The organism is Methanomassiliicoccales archaeon (assembly GCA_013415695.1).
In the GTDB taxonomy this organism is placed as follows: Archaea; Thermoplasmatota; Thermoplasmata; order Methanomassiliicoccales; family JAAEEP01; genus JAAEEP01.
In genome coordinates this window covers 24784-43066 of the sequence record JAAEEP010000005.1, presented here as the reverse complement: position 1 = coordinate 43066, position 18283 = coordinate 24784, and the positions used below count along the sequence as shown (strand labels likewise).

The 18283-nt window shown below is 52.7% G+C and carries 15 protein-coding genes; 8 read left to right on the top strand and 7 right to left on the bottom strand.

What is annotated here, in order from left to right:
- Positions 1-20 precede the first annotated feature (20 nt).
- From GKC03_03660 to GKC03_03645, 4 genes are all read left to right on the top strand, one after another.
- Positions 21-2201, top strand: coding sequence for a CDC48 family AAA ATPase (locus GKC03_03660; GenBank protein ID NYT11632.1), 2181 nt, complete (start codon positions 21-23; stop codon positions 2199-2201).
- 4 nt (positions 2202-2205) lie between these two features.
- Positions 2206-2718, top strand: a complete 513-nt coding sequence (locus tag GKC03_03655) for an Hsp20/alpha crystallin family protein (GenBank protein NYT11631.1) — start codon at positions 2206-2208, stop codon at positions 2716-2718.
- Positions 2719-2846: 128 nt separating this feature from the next.
- Positions 2847-3776: a transcriptional regulator gene (locus tag GKC03_03650; protein ID NYT11630.1), complete on the top strand. Its 930-nt coding sequence runs from the start codon at positions 2847-2849 to the stop codon at positions 3774-3776.
- Positions 3773-4402 (top strand): hypothetical protein, encoded by a 630-nt coding sequence (locus tag GKC03_03645; GenBank protein ID NYT11629.1) that lies wholly within the window; start codon positions 3773-3775, stop codon positions 4400-4402. The genes GKC03_03650 and GKC03_03645 overlap by 4 nt, the downstream gene beginning before the upstream one ends.
- A 4-nt stretch (positions 4403-4406) precedes the next feature.
- Here GKC03_03645 and GKC03_03640 read toward each other — a convergent pair whose 3' ends face one another.
- Positions 4407-5588, bottom strand: coding sequence for an NAD(P)/FAD-dependent oxidoreductase (locus GKC03_03640; GenBank protein ID NYT11628.1), 1182 nt, complete (start codon positions 5586-5588; stop codon positions 4407-4409).
- Between the two features lie 105 nt (positions 5589-5693).
- Between GKC03_03640 and ubiA the strand changes: the two genes are divergently transcribed.
- Complete coding sequence (gene ubiA, locus GKC03_03635; protein NYT11627.1) at positions 5694-7376, top strand: UbiA family prenyltransferase; 1683 nt, start codon at positions 5694-5696, stop codon at positions 7374-7376.
- Positions 7377-7384: 8 nt separating this feature from the next.
- On the opposite strand, the gene GKC03_03630 is transcribed toward ubiA, so the two are convergent.
- Positions 7385-8554, bottom strand: coding sequence for an NAD(P)/FAD-dependent oxidoreductase (locus GKC03_03630; protein ID NYT11626.1), 1170 nt, complete (start codon positions 8552-8554; stop codon positions 7385-7387).
- A gap of 40 nt (positions 8555-8594) precedes the next feature.
- A complete protein-coding gene (locus GKC03_03625) occupies positions 8595-12833 on the bottom strand; it encodes a type IV pilin (GenBank protein NYT11625.1) in 4239 nt (1412 codons plus the stop codon).
- Between the two features lie 179 nt (positions 12834-13012).
- On the opposite strand from GKC03_03625, the gene GKC03_03620 reads away from it, so the two are divergent.
- Complete coding sequence (locus GKC03_03620) at positions 13013-14131, top strand: hypothetical protein (protein ID NYT11624.1); 1119 nt, start codon at positions 13013-13015, stop codon at positions 14129-14131.
- A gap of 11 nt (positions 14132-14142) precedes the next feature.
- Here GKC03_03620 and GKC03_03615 read toward each other — a convergent pair whose 3' ends face one another.
- Positions 14143-14649: a cob(I)yrinic acid a,c-diamide adenosyltransferase gene (locus GKC03_03615; protein NYT11623.1), complete on the bottom strand. Its 507-nt coding sequence runs from the start codon at positions 14647-14649 to the stop codon at positions 14143-14145.
- 145 nt (positions 14650-14794) lie between these two features.
- On the opposite strand from GKC03_03615, the gene cyaB reads away from it, so the two are divergent.
- Complete coding sequence (cyaB, locus tag GKC03_03610) at positions 14795-15334, top strand: class IV adenylate cyclase (protein ID NYT11622.1); 540 nt, start codon at positions 14795-14797, stop codon at positions 15332-15334.
- Positions 15335-15338: 4 nt separating this feature from the next.
- On the opposite strand, the gene GKC03_03605 is transcribed toward cyaB, so the two are convergent.
- Complete coding sequence (locus tag GKC03_03605) at positions 15339-15590, bottom strand: hypothetical protein (protein NYT11621.1); 252 nt, start codon at positions 15588-15590, stop codon at positions 15339-15341.
- Between the two features lie 221 nt (positions 15591-15811).
- On the opposite strand from GKC03_03605, the gene GKC03_03600 reads away from it, so the two are divergent.
- Positions 15812-17113 carry a CPBP family intramembrane metalloprotease gene (locus GKC03_03600; protein ID NYT11620.1) on the top strand — a complete coding sequence of 434 codons (1302 nt, stop codon included), beginning with the start codon at positions 15812-15814 and terminating at the stop codon, positions 17111-17113.
- On the opposite strand, the gene GKC03_03595 is transcribed toward GKC03_03600, so the two are convergent.
- Both GKC03_03595 and GKC03_03590 read right to left on the bottom strand, forming a co-directional pair.
- A complete protein-coding gene (locus tag GKC03_03595; GenBank protein NYT11619.1) occupies positions 17110-17874 on the bottom strand; it encodes a sugar phosphate isomerase/epimerase in 765 nt (254 codons plus the stop codon). The two genes, GKC03_03600 and GKC03_03595, sit on opposite strands and share 4 nt — an antisense overlap.
- Positions 17871-18254, bottom strand: coding sequence for a hypothetical protein (locus tag GKC03_03590; protein ID NYT11618.1), 384 nt, complete (start codon positions 18252-18254; stop codon positions 17871-17873). Before GKC03_03590 ends, GKC03_03595 begins: the two co-directional genes overlap by 4 nt.
- Between the last annotated feature and the right edge of the window lie 29 nt (positions 18255-18283).

Sequence of the window (18283 nt, the reverse complement as noted above, 5' to 3'; positions counted from 1 at the left end):
ATTTCAAAGGAGATAGAAAAATGAATTCAGAGAAGGTTTTGAAGGTTGCCGAGGCCAAGTCAAAGGACGCGGGGAGAGGTATTGCTAGAGTGGACCCTGCCGTAATGGAGGTCATGAACCTCTCTGCGGGAGATGTCATCCAGATAGAAGGCAAGAAGCGCACCGTCGCGATAGTGTGGCCGGGATACCCAGAGGATGCGAATCGTGGCTTGATAAGGGCCGATGGAACTATCAGGAGGAATGCTGAGGTCGGCATAGACGAGAAGGTGGCTATCAAGAAGGTGACGGTATTGCCGGCCAAGAAGATCAGCTTCGCCCCTACCGAACCATTGAGAATAATGGGTGGAGAGCAATACCTTGGACAAGCCCTGGAAGGGAGAGCATTGACGCGGGGAGATGTCCTCGAGATCAATGTTATGGGAAGGAAGATCGACCTGGTGGTCATCTCATTCCAGCCCGCCTCTGATGCCGTACTGATGCAGCGTGATACTGAGATCAAAGTCAGTGAGAAACCCCCCAAGGAAGCCATTGGGCAGATACCGAAGGTATCATACGAGGACATAGGAGGTCTTTCCGAGGAGGTGAAGAAGGTAAGGGAGATGATCGAGCTCCCGCTTAGACACCCCGAACTTTTCGAACGCTTGGGCGTGGAGGCTCCAAAGGGCGTCCTTCTGCATGGCCCTCCAGGAACTGGAAAGACGTTGCTGGCAAAGGCGGTGGCCAGCGAGACTAACGCCAACTTCACCTCCATCAGCGGGCCAGAGATCATGAGCAAGTTCTATGGAGAGAGCGAGGAGAGATTGAGGGAGCTTTTCAAATCCGCTGAGGAGAACGCCCCTAGCATCATATTCATCGACGAGATTGATTCGATAGCACCCAAGCGAGATGAGGTGACCGGGGAGATGGAAAGGCGGGTGGTTGCCCAACTTCTCGCCCTCATGGACGGATTGGAGACCAGAGGGAAAGTGGTAGTGATCGGGGCCACCAACAGGCCGAACGCACTTGACCCCGCCATCAGGAGACCTGGAAGATTTGACCGGGAGATCGAGATCAACATTCCAAACCGAAACGGCAGGTTGGAGATCCTGCAGATCCACACAAGAGGCATGCCCCTGGACGATGACGTGGATCTGGAGCGGTTGGCAGACTTGACACATGGATACGCTGGGGCAGACCTGGCGGCGCTCTGCAAAGAGGCCGCCATGCACTCCCTGAGAAGGATTCTTCCCGAGCTCGACCTTGAGTCAGAGAGCATCCCCATTGAGGTTCTGAATAAGATCAATGTGGAGCGGGCTGATTTCTTCGATGCCCTCAGAGAGATGCAACCCTCAGCGATGAGGGAGGTTCTCATTGAGTCGCCTAACCTTCATTGGGACGAGATCGGTGGACTAGTCGGTGCCAAGACCGAACTCAGGGAGGCGGTGGAATGGCCCCTCAAATACGGAGAGGTATTTGACTTCATGAACGCCCAGACACCAAGAGGAGTACTCCTCTACGGCCCTCCTGGTACAGGAAAGACCATGTTGGCCAAAGCTGTGGCCACGGAGAGCGAGGCCAACTTCATTAATGTGAAGGGGCCAGAATTCCTCAGTAAGTGGGTCGGTGAGAGCGAGAAGGCTGTCAGGGAGACCTTCCGCAAGGCCAGGACGGCGTCTCCATGCATCATCTTCATGGACGAGATCGATTCGATCGCCCCCACCCGCGGTGGGGGTTTCGACTCCCACGTGACCGAGAGGATGATCAGCCAGCTTCTCACCGAAATGGATGGGTTGGAGAGCCTCAACAATGTGGTTGTCATCGCTGCGACCAACAGACCGGACATGATCGACTCCGCACTGCTCAGGCCGGGGAGGTTTGATCGATTGGTGCATGTTCCTACACCCGATCTTGATGCCAGGAGAGCCATCCTGGAAATCCACAGCAAGAAGAAACCACTCGGGGACGATGTCAAACTGGATGATCTGGCCAAGAAAACGGAGGGCTACTCCGGAGCTGATCTTTCAGCACTTGTCAACGAAGCTGTCATGCTGGCCATAAGGGAATTCGTTTCCAGAGGGGAGGAGATAACCATTGATAACCTGAAGAAGGAGAAGATCGGGATGAGCTACTTCATCAGGGCACTTGAGAAGGTCAAGCCGGCGACCAGGAAGGGGCTAGGTAGAGTGGAACCCCTTGCAGAAGATTATGAATACGTGAGGTGATGAGATGAGGAAGGACAAGAAAAGGAGTCCCTGGGACGATTTCTTCCTCGACATCGACGATGAGTTCGATGATATGAAGAGGAGGATGGACCGCATTCTCGAGAGGATATCAGAGAGCGACTCCTCATTCGATGGCAACCCGATGATCTACGGATTCTCGATGAGGGTGGGACCGGATGGCAAGCCCAAGATACAGGAATTCGGGAACACCACCGACCCCAGCAACTACCAGGAGTCGAAGCGTGAGCCTCTAACCGATGTGATTGAGGAAGAGAACAGGATCCGGATAGTGGTGGAACTTCCTGGTGTAGTGAAGGAAGATATCCTCCTGGACACGACCGAGGACACCCTGAACATAGAGGTGGATACTCCCACCCATAGGTTCAGCAAGCAGTTGGACCTACCGTGTTGCGTTGATCCCGAGAGCGCAAGGGCGACCTACAACAACGGCGTTCTTGAGGTCTGCCTTACCCGGATCGAGATGCACAAGAACAGCAAGAAAATAGTGATCGAATGATAGGTTTTCGCCCCTGTGATCACGGGGCGTTTCCCAATTTTTATCTATTGTTTCCATCGTTCCACCTTTGGATAATCATTATATAGAAGAACAACCCGTTCGAATATTCGGTGCAGAGGAACGAGCTACTGGAACGGGTGAGATTCTTTCTGGCCAGAACAGGATTCTACGTTTCAAGACCGCTCCCCCGGCGAAGCATAAGCTTCGATATAGTGGCCAGGCGAGATGACACTCTGATGATCGTGAAGGTCCTCTCCAATGTCGATGCTTTCTCGAGGGATAACGCCGAGGAGATGAAGGTTCTTGCAGAGGCACTGGAAGCCTCGCCTCTGCTCGTGGGAGAGCGCTCGGGTTCCGGCAAGATAGAGGATGGAATAGTCTATTCCCGGTTCAGCGTGCCCATCATCGCGGTGGAGACACTGGCCGACTACCTTATGGAAGGCGTACCCCCATTCATCTTTGCTGCCCCCGGAGGTCTCTATGTCAAACTGGATAGCCCGCGCCTTAAGAGTATCCGGGAGGAGAGGAACATCAGTCTTGGCACACTAGCCGAGGTGGCCGGGGTGTCAAGGAGAACCATCCAGATGTACGAATCCGGAATGGGCGCGATGATCGACGCAGCTCTGAGGCTGGAGGAGTATTTGGATGAGTCGTTGGTTCTCCCCATAGACCCATTGGCACAGACCTCGGAGTGCAGTGGACATGAAATGGAACTTCAGGAGCTGGACATATTCAGCAAGGAGATCTTCGAAATGCTGTCCGGCATGGGATTCTCCATTCTGCCCACCGTTAAGTGCCCGTTCGAGGCTCTTACCAGTGATAATGACCTACTGTTCCTGACCGGCCTGGGAAAGGACGAGAGGAAATTGAAGGACAAGGCTCGGATGGTCACCGACATCTCCCGGATCACCGAGAAGAGGTCTGTCATATTCATCGAGAGGATCAGGAGCAGAGGGAGTGTCGAGGGCACCGCCTTGATTGGAAGGGATGAGCTGAAGAAGCTGATCAACACCGACAAGCTGCTCGATCTGGTCGAGAACAGAAGTGATTCAAGATGAGCGTCGTTCAAATCGGGACCTCTCGAATTACTGTGGTTCCGGTGATCAGGGGACTTCTTTCAGAGAGAGATAAGGTCCGTGAGGCGGTAAAGGGCACCATCCCCCAAGCTATAGCTGTTTCAATATCAAAGGAAGAGCTGGCAGGCTTGAAGAGCATGGATGAAGACCTTGAATATGATATGAGCGAGGTCGAGACCCTCTATTCTGATGTTCTAGGCGGTTTTGGTGAGGTGAGGCTGCCGCCTCCCTGTTTCTCGGTCGCGCTCGAGGTGTCCGAGGAACTCGCCGTGCCCATTCTGCCCATCGATATGAACGAGGAGTTGTATTCGGCCACCTACTGTACGATGGTGGGGACTGTGGACCTCATCCGGGAATCGCTTTTCCTGAAGAGACTGAGAAAGAAATTGATGAGATGTACTTCACCGGATGAATTCGTCATCACCTGGGATTCATTGATTAACCGCTCCAAGGGCTTCTCACTTCTAGCTGCGGAGAGGGAGGAGCATATGGCCGGGGTTCTCAAGAGGATATCCAGGAAGTACAGCGAGGTTGTTGCGATCATAGAGTTGGAGAGGGTGGAGGGAGTTCTTTCGCAACTCGAAGGGATTTCATCTGAAAAGGGATAGCGCATCAAACCAGGGATGAGAAGAAGAGTCTTGGGAATTTTCGAATCGTCTGACGGAGCAGTCTCATCCAGGTGACCTCGCCCCGTGCGATCTGGAGACAGGTCAACACGAGTTCATCATCGCCACTGAACACCTCGAAGAAGCGTTCAGTGTTGACCACACCCACCAGCCAGTGGAGAAGCGGACCGATGAGCATGGTCGCCCTCAGATCCGGGATGATACTGTCCTCGCACCAATGCTGATACCGCTCCAGTTTGCGAATGTCCCCTGTGGACAGGGCTTCCTCGACCGCCTTGGCCGCTAGGTGACCGCTTTCAAGTGCGTAGGACATTCCCTCACCGGTGATTTGGTTCACGAAGCCAGCAGAATCCCCGGTCGCAAGGCAGCGCCCAGAGCATACGATCTTCCTTGGAACCATGGGCAGCGGTGCGGAGCATATATCCATATCTTCTATGTCACCGCCCATCGCCTCGAAGGCACTGGCGGCTATTCCTCGAACTCGATCCCGTAGCGTCTCGGCCGAAGTTCCTCTCCCAACGACCCCGATGTTTGCTCCTTGCTTAAGCGGGAATAACCACCCGTTCAATGGAAAATTAGGACCCCATCTCAATTTGGGAGATGGCGTCTCCATGAGATGTATCTCAATAGAATCCTTTGGGGGATGTTCCAACCTGATCTCTGACGCTAGGCCAAGAGCAAGCCCGTTGGGGACATAGGGGCCCAGAACCTGCCTGGCTGATCTCGAAGCCGCCCCTTCGGCAATTACGAACGCCCTGCATCGATGCGAACCATCAGGAGTAATCACCTCCACGAAGGATGATGATTCTTTCACCTTCACGACTTGGGTGTCATCAATGAGTTCCGCACCCGCATTGCAGGCTGATCGCGATAGAAAGGCATCGAATGCACTTCGGTTCACGGTGATCCCTGCGAGCTTATCGAAGGACACCCCTAACCTGAAATCATCTTTGACCACCGTGAAGCCGTTTATCTCCCTCTCGATGATCTCGTCGGGTATCTCTAGACCTACCCTGTCCAGTGCCCTTCCCAGGACCCCCCCAGCACAGCATTTTCGACGAGGAAGGCGATTCTTCTCCAGAAGGAGGGTTTGGAGGCCGGCTCGAGCGGTTCCAAGCGCAGCGGCAGAGCCCGCCGGACCCGCTCCCGACACGATCACATCGTACACGACCCCCAATCGAGTTCTTGGAGAATAAATGATTGATGATAATCTGAAAATTCAGATTGTGAACGAGCGCCTAGCATTTATATAAACAGTGTTCGATGAGAGACTATGACTAGGGGCCAGGAAGGTGCAACGATAGAGGAACGCCTCGGTCATAAGATAGATTCGTTCGTCCTCTACCTCGAAAGGAACAGGCTGTCCATACTTACGATATTCCTCTATGTGGTCCTCATAGCTCTCCTTAGGGACCTTTCAGAGTACTTCCTGCTTGACCAAGAGTTCGTCACCACCTCCCACCCCTGGATATTCAGCATCGCCCATCACGTTTCATTCTTCGTCGTCACCTTCCTGGGCCTTGTGCTGCTTCTCTCGGCGTTCACTCAGAGGAGCGTTAGGAAGATCGTCAATTTCATCTGCACCTTCTGGTGGATAATAATCCTCCCGCCCTGGATAGACCACTACATCAGCGGACTTGATCACAACTACGAGTACTTCTCTCCCACGGACTTCATTGATGCACTGCTCCACTTCAGCGGCAAGGGCTTCCACATTGGCCAGGCTACCGAGGTGGTGATCATCCTGTTCGCTCTCTTCGCCTATGGCATATGGACTCAGAGGTCGAACCTGTACAGCGTTGCAGGGCGGGTGACCACCGGCCTAAGGGTCTTCTTCTTGGTCCTTTTCACCTTGATGACCATGTTCATCCTGGCCACCCCTGGTCTCTACCTTCCGGTGGGCAGCGTGGATGGGGTTCCAGTGTTTCCGGCCTTCGATCTCACGAAGTACTACCAGTACCACCTGTTCCTAGTGATGTACTACCTTCTTATGGGGGTGGCTCTGGTACTTGCCATTGGCTATTTGAACACCCGTGGGCGTTTCTTGGACATCCTGCGAAGCATGCGTCTGCCCCAAACGCTGTTCTTCTCCATTATCGTGGGCGCTGGTATCGTGGCGGGATGGAAATATAGTGGGGGACTCTACCTCGCGACGCGCATTTTGGAAACACCGTTCTGGGTGAACTTGAGCTTCGCGGTGATCGCAATGGTGTCTGCGATCATGGCCTGGCAGGTGGGCACCATGTGGAATGACATAAGCGACCGGGGAACGGATGAACCTACCAGGAGGAAACGCACACTGGCATCGGGGATGATTTCAACCAGAACATACCTTGAATTCTCATTGGTACTCGTTCTTGTGTGCCTCGCTCTTTCTGCACTACTGTCCCCTCAACAGTTCCTTGTTCTCGCCATAATATTGGTACTGGCATGGACCTACTCTTTCAAGCCGATAAGATTGAAGGAGAACGTGATGAGCCCCATGCTCATGGGTCTGGGCACATTCCTGGCGCTCCTGTATGGTGCGCTCACGCCCTACAGCGAAGTCCTGTTCATCGAGGGAAATCCTCCGGTCCCATACCTGACAGGAAGCGTGATCTTTCCATCGCTTGGGCCGGAATCCCTTCTGCTGGGGTTCTTCGTGTTTGCGGGATTGGTTGTGGGTTCCATAATCATGGACATCGAGGGATATGAGGAAGATCTCAAAGGAGGCGTCAAGACGGTCTACACCACGCTAGGCCTGGAAGGCGGTAAGAAGGTGGTATCGGCGTTGATCTTCATTGCCTCCCTGTTGCCCCTTGCACTATTCGACGAGCCTCATGATGTGATTGTCTTCCCTGCCCTGGGCATCGCCGCGGCTTGTTTATTCTGGAAGTATGGAAAGCCCTCTCAGGTGATGCTCTTATCGTTCATCGGGCTGGTCTACGCAGCGTTGAGATATCTGAACCTCATCTGAGACTCACATCAAAGTGAGGAGAAAAATAGCCTAGGGAAGCGCGTGATGACCTTGCTCAGCACCGGCCTCCAGTCGTATTCACCAGTGGCCGCGGTTGCAATTCTCTCCAGGAGCTCGTCTTCCTCACCAAAAGTTCGCATGAGCGCACCCATGTCGGTAAGACCGGTGAACCAATGGAGGATCGGGCTCAGAAATCTGGCGGCCTTCATGTGGAAGATTATCTCGCTGTTGCACATGGCCTGATAGCTCATCAGGGTTTCAGTTCCTTCCATTGCTCTGTCAATGGCCTCGAAGGCGAGGCGTGCGCTCTTGAAAGCGTAGGTGAGGCCCTCGCCTGAGAAAGGGCTCACGAGACCAGCTGCGTCACCGACCGCCAGCACCCCTTTGGAGCATAGCTTCTTCCTGGGAGCCAGCGGGATGGGGTGGGCGCAGGTGTCCCTCCGGTTCTTGATTCCGAAGTTATTGTTGATATCAGCGACCATGAGATCCAGTGCGGCGAGCAGCTGATTCTTGCTGGATTGATTGGAGACAACGGAAGCCGTGATCGCCCCCTTCAGTGGAAAGGCCGCACCATTCAGTGGAAATGCATGCGGCCCTCTCGATCTTGAGTTACCGAACAGATAGATGATTAGTGAGCTGCCCGTAGGGGATTCGACCTCGCACTCTTTGGCCAGACCGACAGCCATAGCGTCCTTTTCCCGGGGTCCAAGAAGGCTGTTGGACAGAGAGCCCTTGGCCCCCTCAGCGATTATCAGGAAGCGGCCATGGAACTTCCCGCGATCGGTCTCAACCTCTATACCGTCGGGCAGATGTTCTGCAGAAACGACCGGGGTATTCTCGAGTAGGGCCGCACCGCATCTCTCTGCCTCGCGGGCAAGGTGTGCGTCGAGCTCCTCCCTTCTTACGGTAACTCCAATCCGCTTCCTCAGGTCGTAAGTGGCCCTTTCATTCTGGTTCACCAAAGTGACCGAGTCGAGCTCCCGCTCGATCAAGCGGGATGGTATTCCTCCTTCTAGCTGATTGAGTGATCGCTCGAGCATACCTCCAGCGCAACACTTGGGACGGGGGTGGCTCGCTCTCTCGAGAAGGAGCACCTCCATCCCATGATCGGCGCATAGCCTGGCGGCTTGACTTCCTGATGGGCCCGATCCGGCCACGATCACTTCATAGCGGTCCAACTGGTCCACCCTTCTTCGACAGGGTCGATCGACTGATGGCTCACTCGCGCTTTCGGCGTACGTACTCGGTGACGGCGCTTGCCATCACGATGCCCAGTATGCCCATGAACGGTATGAGTATCGTCAGGTCCACGTATCCTGTAACCACGTTGATCGCTGACTCCCCTGTGCCCAGCACGTTGATGGTCCGGTCATCGAACTGCCAGCCGCCTGGAAGGGGCTCGTTCTCCAACAGCCAGAGGGTTGGCGAAGTGCCTCCCGATCTACCTGGGGAGTAACCTATAACCAGCACTATATCGAGGTCATAGTCACCATCGATGTCACCAAGGGCAACGTTCATTGTGTTGTACATGGCGTTGTCTGTAACTTGCGCAGCCAGATCTGGAGTGTCAAGACGCATCACGTTGGTGAATCCCCCGCCACCCAGGTTCTGAGGGAACAGGTACACCGAATGGGTGGAGTCCCCTGCGCCCACCTTGGAGGTGGTGGCAACAATGTCGGGGAAACTGTCCGGCTTGTAATCATAGGTGAACTTACCAAGATCCCCTACCGCGATGGCTGTGATGTACTCACTACTCACCAAATCTGTGGCAACGATATCGTACCGATCGGCGTTTGACCAGGTGACCTGGGGAGTGTAGTGCTCCAATGCTATCATGTTCATGCAGATTGTGTTGTTGAAGGAATCGGTGGCCGAGGCGTCGCTATCCCTAACCCTGAGATAGATTGTGTTCTGGGTGCTGTGGGGTATCGAATAAGCATATGTCAGCTCGGTGGTCCCGGTTATCTCTGAGCGGTCGTTGAGGTCCGTCAGGTTGAACCAGGTGGTGTTGTCCGGGGAGTACTGAAGATAGAATGAGCCGTTGGCCTCCAGGCACTTGGCCACGACTGTTAGCTCGTGGAATGGATAGTCGTAATCATTTTCCAGGGTCCAGACCCAGTCTAGCTGGGTGCCCTCGACGAAGTAGACCTCGGCCCACACATAATCGAAGAGGACGGCTCCGTCACCGGCACCTCCAGTGTTGAGCAGTTTTACTTTCAGAGCGTTCAGCTCTTCCCAGGTGTCTGCCCCTGCCGCTAGCAGATCATAGGTCACCACGACCATCTCTGTTTGAGAGGACAGGGGCTTGATGCTGGTAACATAATCGGAACCCCAGCCCAATGAGGTTATTGTAATGTTTTCAGATCCAAGATAGCCGGCTTCGACCGCATACTTGACCCGCATTGTCGCGTTCGAGATCACTTTGGTCTGGTAGTCGGTGCTGATATTGAACAGGGTCACGCACATCTGCTTGCCCCCGCCAACGTTGTAGGTCACACCATCGTCATTCATTATATCGGTGATGTTCGCCCCGGTGGTATCTATGGGACCTTTTTGCTGCGGTTTGCCGGTGTTCAAGGGATAGTTCTTCCACACCTCGGTGAGATTCTCGTAGCCTGTGTCGTTGGCCGTGAGGTTGGTTATTGAGCCAGTGACATGAGCCACCACTCCAGGCCCAGGACTGAACTCGCCTGATGGGTTGAATGTGACAGTTGAGGAACTGGAAGGCATTGTAAGGAACACCGATACTATGTTTGAAGCGGTGCTCGTCCTGACGATGTCGGGGTAGCCATTGGCGTCGATGTTGGCCACCTCAACCTTTGGATATCGGGTCTGGTACTCAGTGCTGTAGTAGTGAGCACTTGTATCCCATGGTCTCTTACCAGCTACGGTGGGTGTGAGTTCCACATATGAGCTTGGGGTGCCGAAGGCCCCCTCCTGCTTGTCGCCCGAGGCCTCGAGATAGCGGCTGAACCAGACGAATGTGGCACCGTTTGCATTGCCGTCGCGGTCGGCCTCACTGACTCCGACTATGTCATCGTAACCATCCTGGTTGAAGTCGCCAGTGTCGAGGTCCATTATCGCGGAATTGCGGTCCTCGTTGTCCCAACCGTTCGCGATCCAGTCAGTGGTGCTGTAAAGGGTGGTCCTCGTCCAAGAACCATCATTCCAGAAGACGTAGACGCCGCGGTTGAAGAACATTCCGTATGAGTTCGAAGGTCCTGCATTACTCCTGCTGCTTGCGGTGGTGTAGGTGACCGCGTGGACGAAGCTCGCCACTATATCATCATCACCATCGCCGTCAAAATCACCGACAGCCATGTCCGAGCATATCTCCGGAGTTGAGTAATCTCCATCATCGGGATAGAATCTGTTCATGGATGGCCAACTGGTCCTGTAAACCCAGACGCTATTGTCCTCGCTTGTGCTTCCCTTGGAGCTTGTCTCGGCGTTCTGGGTACCAGCCCGTGCGTCAAAGGCCGAGCTGATGAGGTAGGGGGTCTCGGACCACTCCGAGCCGTCTGACTTCTCATTGCGGTACCACACGAGGCTTACAGAGCTGTCCTGGAAACCGACGACCAGATCTTCGTACCCGTCGTTGTCGATGTCAGAGAGTACCATCGCGATTGGCCCGTTGTAGGTGTTCGCATCGATCGTGGTCTTCTTCCACTGATCGCTCCTTTCAGTGCTGCTGAACCATGCGAGCGCGCTGTCGTCCCACTCTGCCGCGGTGGCGCTCCAAGTGTAGCTACCTGATCCAATGCTAGTAACGATGTCGGTGGTGCTGAGAGGCGCGGTAATGTTAATCTGGAGTGTCAGGTCATGGTAGGTCTCACCGGGCATCTCCGAAACTATGGACACCTTTAGGGTGTAGGCGTTCGTCCTAGGTAACCACCAACCCTGGTACGCATCCTGAGGCCTGAGATATATCGTGTATGCGGTTCCAAGAACCACTGTGTTGTCAGCAAGACGCGTGGGACCTGTCCCATTGGTCTTGAAAAGTGAGCTGATGGGTGCACTGTAATCAGTTATTGGAAATGCGGAGAAGTCTGCTGGCACCTTCTTGATGATGTACTTGCCGGTGTAATCACTGACCTCGACCGTCCCCACATAGACGCTATCGAGGTTTGATTCCACGCTCTGGGTGATCATCCTGACATAAATGGTGTCGGTATGATTGAATGATGAAGGGGACTCGAACTGTCCAGTGGTCTGGTTCACCCTAAAGACCTCGAGCCTTGGATAGTCCGCCCCGGAGATCGTGATAGTATCGGCGATATTGACCACGGTTCCCGTGTTGTCCTTGAAGTTCATTTGGATCGTGTAAATATAGGGCGTAGTAGGAGCGGAGAAGTTGTAGACATATCTATTGAAGGTCGCGTAGATGCCGCCGTACGTGAATGCGTCAGATTTGGTCGGAGGGACCATGGGATCGCCCGTTAGCGGATGATACATGTAGAAGTTGTTCAATAGCGCCAGGTTCATGAGGGAATTGCTGTAGACCTCTATCATCACCCTGTCACCAGGCTCGAAATCACGCGTTATCTCTAGTGTGTCGGCATTCCTGACGTAGTAGAAGGTGGTGCCTACTACACCACCAGTTCCACCGCTCTCCCCACCAGTTGCGTCGGGTGGGTAGGTCCCATTCACAAGGTAAGAACTGTAGTTGTAATATGGCCCATAGTAGGAACTGCCCCCACCCTGAGAGGTAATGGTGATCACGAATCGACCGGTGGTGTTCCTGCCTGTCATGTCAGAGGCATTGAATATTACCTCCTTGCCATTCCAGGTCGCCTGCGCGGTGAATGTCTGTGCAGAGGTGAAGATGCCATCGTTGTTCGTGTCCGTCATGGGAACGGAACTGAACGAGGCTCCCAGTGAAGATGCGTTTGCGTAGACAGATGAGGTGTTCAGATTCCCATCTGGATCAATTACTTTAACGAACAGCGTGAAGGTGGTCCCAGCGTAGATTGTCGACGGGCTGGTTCCCCTGCTCCCGATTATGGGAGCGAAGCTCGTTTGCTGTCCACGAAGAGTGACATCATATACTACAGAGTTGGCCTCCGTATCTACCACCATCAAGCTGAGGGAGGTGGTGGAACTAACCCCTGTTACATTATACCACCCTGTCTGTCCAGTTTTCCATTCTGAACCCAGGTGAAATTCTGAGAATGTAAGTGTCTGGGGTGTTCCGTCGATGAAAAGGTAGATATTCGTACGGAAATCCTTCAATGTTTGACCCCCCTCGTGGGTGACGGTCACGTTTGCGTAATTGGCTCCAATATCAACACTGGACCCGAAGTCGGTATAGACCTCCTCCGAAGGCATAGGCATCGTTGACACGAAGATCATGATGCTGGAGAAAAGCGTCACCGTTATGCCTAAAATCAAGAGGTTGCCCACGATCTCCGAAACGCCGTGTTTCTGCCAGTGTTTCCTCTTTGTAATCCTTTTCATCGATACTCCCTCTGCAGAGATTCAGCCTGATGGCTTGCGCTTTCACTTACTCCCAATGTGGGTATATAAGAATTGTCTGATAATTACCAAATATCATTCTTTGATGGACGGCCACCAATCTGCAGGATAATAATCCCTGGAGCAGTCTTTTATACAATTACGCTCCTGTAAAAATCTAGATGCCCAGGTTGTCCTCCAGTTACAGAGCGCTGCTTTATCTCTACGACAGGAGAAGAGAGGTTACAGATGATCATGCCGGAGAGGGCGTCACTCAATTGGGGATATCCGAAGGGCTAGGAATCCCGAGATCACATATCACGAGGGTTGTAAGACCCTTGGTGGAAGATGGCCTTCTTGTCGAGGAGAAGCGGCATGTCGTGGACAAGGATAGGAAGCTCAATGTCTACTCGCTCACATCTAAAGGGTTGGCCAAAATAAAAGAGCTGATCGATGAGACATCCGACCTCGAAGTCACTGTAAGGGCGAGGGGAAGGACTGAGCGTATGGGGGTTTCAGAGCTTCTAGAAACACCAAATATCAGCCTCCTCGATCTGATCGACTCTGCCAGAGACGGAAAGACCTTGGAACTTGGAGGGGGCAGGTTCATCGTGTGCGATGGTGAGCTCCGCGCGAATCCTGTTCTTGACCGGGAAGAGGAGTTAATCATCGCTGAAGAATTCCTGGAGGACAAGGCTTCAACCTTGGTCGTTTTGTCTAACCGGGGATACGGTTCATCAAGCCTCATGAAAAAGATCGCCTTAGAGATGACGGACAAGCCCCTGCTTTGGCACGATCTCTCCAATGATGGATCGAGAACTCGTATCGAACGAGAGGTCAGTGCCTTCGTCAAGACCATATCCGATGAGGAATTGGTAGAGCTGAATGACGTGGGGGCCATACTCTGCTTCGATAATTACCACCTGATACCAGAGGATGGTGTGGACGCCATGATGGATCTGATGAGAAGGTTGTCCGGGGGATGCACCAAGCTGATGGTAGCCATGAGAAGAGACAATCCCTCATACAATAGATTCTACCAGAAGGAGGACGTTGACGCGGGGAGGGTGGTAGAGGTGTACCTGGGACGTCTGGGATATGAGTGTGTGGAAGACATGTTCGGCTCCGATATGGATCCCGAAGCGTTGAAGCTCATCTACATGATGACGCGTGGACAGCCTCTGGCCCTGGACCTGCTGAAAAAGGGTGACGATGAAGGTCTTCGCTCTATGTACCCCAATGAAGAGGTGCGGTTCATGATGTATCTCCGAACTAAGAAAAGAGAACGACTCTATGATTGATTGAGACCTCGTCAGTATTCGATACCCCTTCTGGCAGGCATCCCCTTTTCGAACGGATGCTTCACGGCAAGGAACTCAGTTATGTAGTCAGATATCTCATAGAAGATTGGGGGTGCGTACCTTCCGGTGACCACCACCTCAACTCCTTTGGCCCTGCCCTTGAGAACCCTGGCGGCCTCCTCGGCTTCCAATAGCTTGAGGTGGACGGCGACATTCAATTCGTCGAGAATCACCAAGTCATAATCTCCTGATGAAAGGACCTGCTCAGCGAACTCGAGACCCTCCTCAGCAAGCCGTACATCCTCTGGAGAGGGGGCTCCGTTACCGAAGAATCGACCGGCTCCGAACTGTCTTATCTCCATTCCCTTGATCGAACTCACCGCCTTGAATTCACCAGAGTATTCCGTGGATTTTATCCATTGGATAATGCAGACTCTGAGATCCTGTCCCCATGCTCTGAGCGCCAGACCAAAGGCTGCCGAGGATTTGCCCTTTCCATTTCCGGTGTATACGTGCATGAGACCTAGAGATCTCTCGCCCAATGCGGTTTCCCCCTTCCTCCCCTGAATTGAGGTTACAATAGATATCCGTTTCTAATCGACGGAAAGTACTTTCCAGTTCTAAAGCAAAGAGTAATCTAGCTGGAATGAAAGTCCATGTCTTATGTGCCCGGATATTGAGGTTGAAGTGAAGGTCCCCTGCTACGATTTGGATGAATTGGAGGATAGGCTGATGAAACGGGGTGCTAGAGCTGTCGGAGAGGTCACCCAGGAAGATGTCTATTTGGCTCACCCCTGCAGAGATTTCGGCAAAAACGACGAGGCTCTTAGAATCAGAAGGTCCGGAGAAGAATGGAAACTCACTTACAAGGGACCTAAGCTTGACGGGGAGACGAAAACACGGGAGGAATTGGAGATCCACGTTGACCCAAAGGTGAGGGGCATCCTGGAGAAAGTAGGGTTCGAAGAGGTCATGACCATTCGCAAGAGTCGGAGGATACTAATGCTGGATGAGATCGAGATCTCCTTGGATAGGGTTGAGGGGTTGGGGGATTTCGTCGAGCTCGAGTATAAAGGGGAATCGGTGGAAGCAGGCAGGATAATGATCTTCCAGACCATGGAACGGCTAGGATTAGAGGGCAGCGAGAGAAAATCCTACCTCGAACTGTTACTAGCTCGAAATAGAAAAAGAAACCCTAAATAAGGGCTCAGAGGTCAGTTATTCTGCTGATAACGAACTCCTTTACTTCCGCCTCGTCCGGGATAGTCAGGGACTTCTTAAATCGTTCTGTACCATCGGGGAGGTAGTATCCTCTCGAAATGGAAATAAACTCATTCTCACCGTCGTCCGTGACAGCTCTTTTCCTCGCAACCTCGATAAAGTTATTTCGGCCGAAGGATATCTTGTCTGCGGAAATTGTTACGAAATCTATCCTTTTTGTCCCGATGCTCTCCTCCATCAAAGGCCTCCTATTAAATTGGAGGATGGATTGTGAAGTCCTTATTAATCTTTTACATCTTCAAAGTTTCCGATAGGCTTGGGGAAGCGCATCAAGTATCAAATAATATCCATAAATCGCAGTATTATTTCGAATTATCGGAAACCGACTGAAATCAGGGAATAATCGTGAATGATTGATGAACCGACATCTAGAAATAGAAATCTGGGCATGATAGCGCTATGAGTTTGGGGGAGACGGGCCCAATCGGTGGAGAACTTGCCCCGACCTGCCCCATCTGCAGAATGACCATACCGGACGATGCGGTGTTCTGCCCATACTGTGGTAACAAGTTGAAAGAGATGCCTGTGTCACCTTCACCTCCACTTCCGCCTCCACCTCAATACAGGCCACTACCCAGCTCACCGACGCTTATTGATGTGGGTAGGGGCGTTGCTGCATACTCCACCCTGATACTGCTCATTCTGCTGACGGTCAACATATTCATACTGATATGGAGCATCTCCATCGTGCTGCCAGGTATCGATGATTCGACCTTTGCCTTTTACATCGTGACTCCATGGATAGTGGAGCTTATCGAGATCGGCGGTAACGTGCTAGGTGCCTACCACATATTGCTTGTAATAATCATCACGGCATCCTTCATATGGATCGTCTGGAAGAGCTGGCCCACCTTCACCGAGGAGCTGAGGATCCGCCCCCTGAAAAAGGGGCATAGCCCCCTGTATGTGGTGGGTACCTTCTTCTTCACCTTGCTCGCATTCAACTTCTTCTACTACATAGCCCTCGAAGCGGTAGGCATTACTCCCGAGACACCCGCTTTTCAAGGGGACCTTTGGAAGGCACTGTTCGCCTTTGCCAACGCCTCGGTCTGGGAAGAATTGATCACCAGGGTTCTGTTCATTGGAATACCACTAATCTTCGTTGATCTGATGCGAAAGGGTGAAATGCGCTGGAAATCATATTTCCTGGGAGGAAGTTTCAAGCTGGATCGGCCAGAAATCATACTGATACTGTTCTCCTCATCAGTTTTTGCCCTTGCACATCTCACTTCTTGGGACGCGTTCAAGATCCCCCCGACCTTCCTAGCAGGCTTAGTTCTTGGATACCTGTTCCTGAGGGTGGGCTTGTATGCATCCATAATGCTGCATTTTACGTTCGATTACCTGTCAATACCGATCGAGATCAGCCAGGACTTGGTTGTGAGCGTTGTCATTGGGATAGCGATGCTGGTTTGGATAGCGGTCGGTTCCTGCTACTTCTACTACTATGCGACCAAGGTGATAGGGTTCGTCATGGGGAAGGAATTCTGGCCTCCGAAAATGCTTAGGCCGAAACCTCAGCCAATGATCTATGCTCCCAGCGATTATTACGCATCGAAAGCACACAGACAAAACATGGCGCCTGCGCCCAGAGTCGCCTGGGAACAAAGCTTTGGGTTCTCTTGTAAATACTGCGGGAACACCGAGGCTCGATACAAAGACGGGGATTTCTACTGTCTGAGGTGTGGTAGAAAGAACTAGGAGACCGAATCCATAAGATCCATCAAGGTTCTCTTGCCTCTAATAGCGTCGTTGAGCGACCTCGACTCGATCACCATCTTTCCATCGTATCCGTTCAGTCCTCGAAGGACGGCCTGGAAATCTATACTCCCATCACCTATGGGAAGATGCTCATCCCTCGTCCCAGTGTTATCATGGATGTGGAGGTTCACGAAATCCCGAGAGCGATCAAGGAAGCGGTCAAGCGTGCCTGAAACGTTCGCATGGCCGATATCAAAACAGGCTCCGATGTTGGTCCCCTCTATGAGGTAGAATAGTTCATCGGGACGCTTACACATCGAGAATGGAAAATCTGGCATGTTCTCTAAGGCCGCTCTGACTCCGAAATCATCTGCGGCTCTATCGATTTCAGCGAGGGATTTCTGCATTGCCTCGTAAACCTTCTCCTTAGCCAGCAGACCAATTGGTGACCAGAAACCAGGATGGAAGGTGTAGGTGTCCATACCCATACGATCGGCAGCCTGCAAACCCCTGATCAGTTCAGCAACGCCTGCCTCTCTGATGCGAGGGTTCAGAGAACCAATGTTCACATCGCTCATGGGGGCATGGGCTGAGAACCTCATGTCGTAGGAGGATGTGACGTCCAGAAACCGCTTCTCCACCTCAGGAAGGAAATGCTGCCCTTCCCCCATGACCTCCCAGGCGTCGAAATGCTGATTGATGAAACCCAGTGCCATCTCGAAGTCCAACAGCGAGAAGACTGGCGATGACACAGAGATCATGGTATCTCCCCGTCGACCGTCTTTGGAGCGATATCGTCAATGACAGCGCCAAGCTCAACATCATCGATTACCACATCAATGCTTCCCAAGGCCAACCTCTCTTCCACAAAGCTCACCTTTCCCACATAGGCCACCTGCTTGTTCAGAGCGAAGGCCGTTCGGTTGCCTTCTCTTCCTTTAAGGAGCCTGGTCCTTGCGGTATCTAGAATTCTGAGGTCTCGCAGAACCTCTTTGAATCTTTCCAATGAGGTGGTCTTGGCGAAGTAACCTGTCTCGCCCTTTTCAAACGCGCTTCCAGGAAAGATATTGAGGATTGCCTGCTTCACTTTCTCGGGATCCTCTGTAGGGAAACAACTGACCCGCACGGTGACCTGGGGCATATTCGGGGATAATGGGGTGGGTGTCTTGA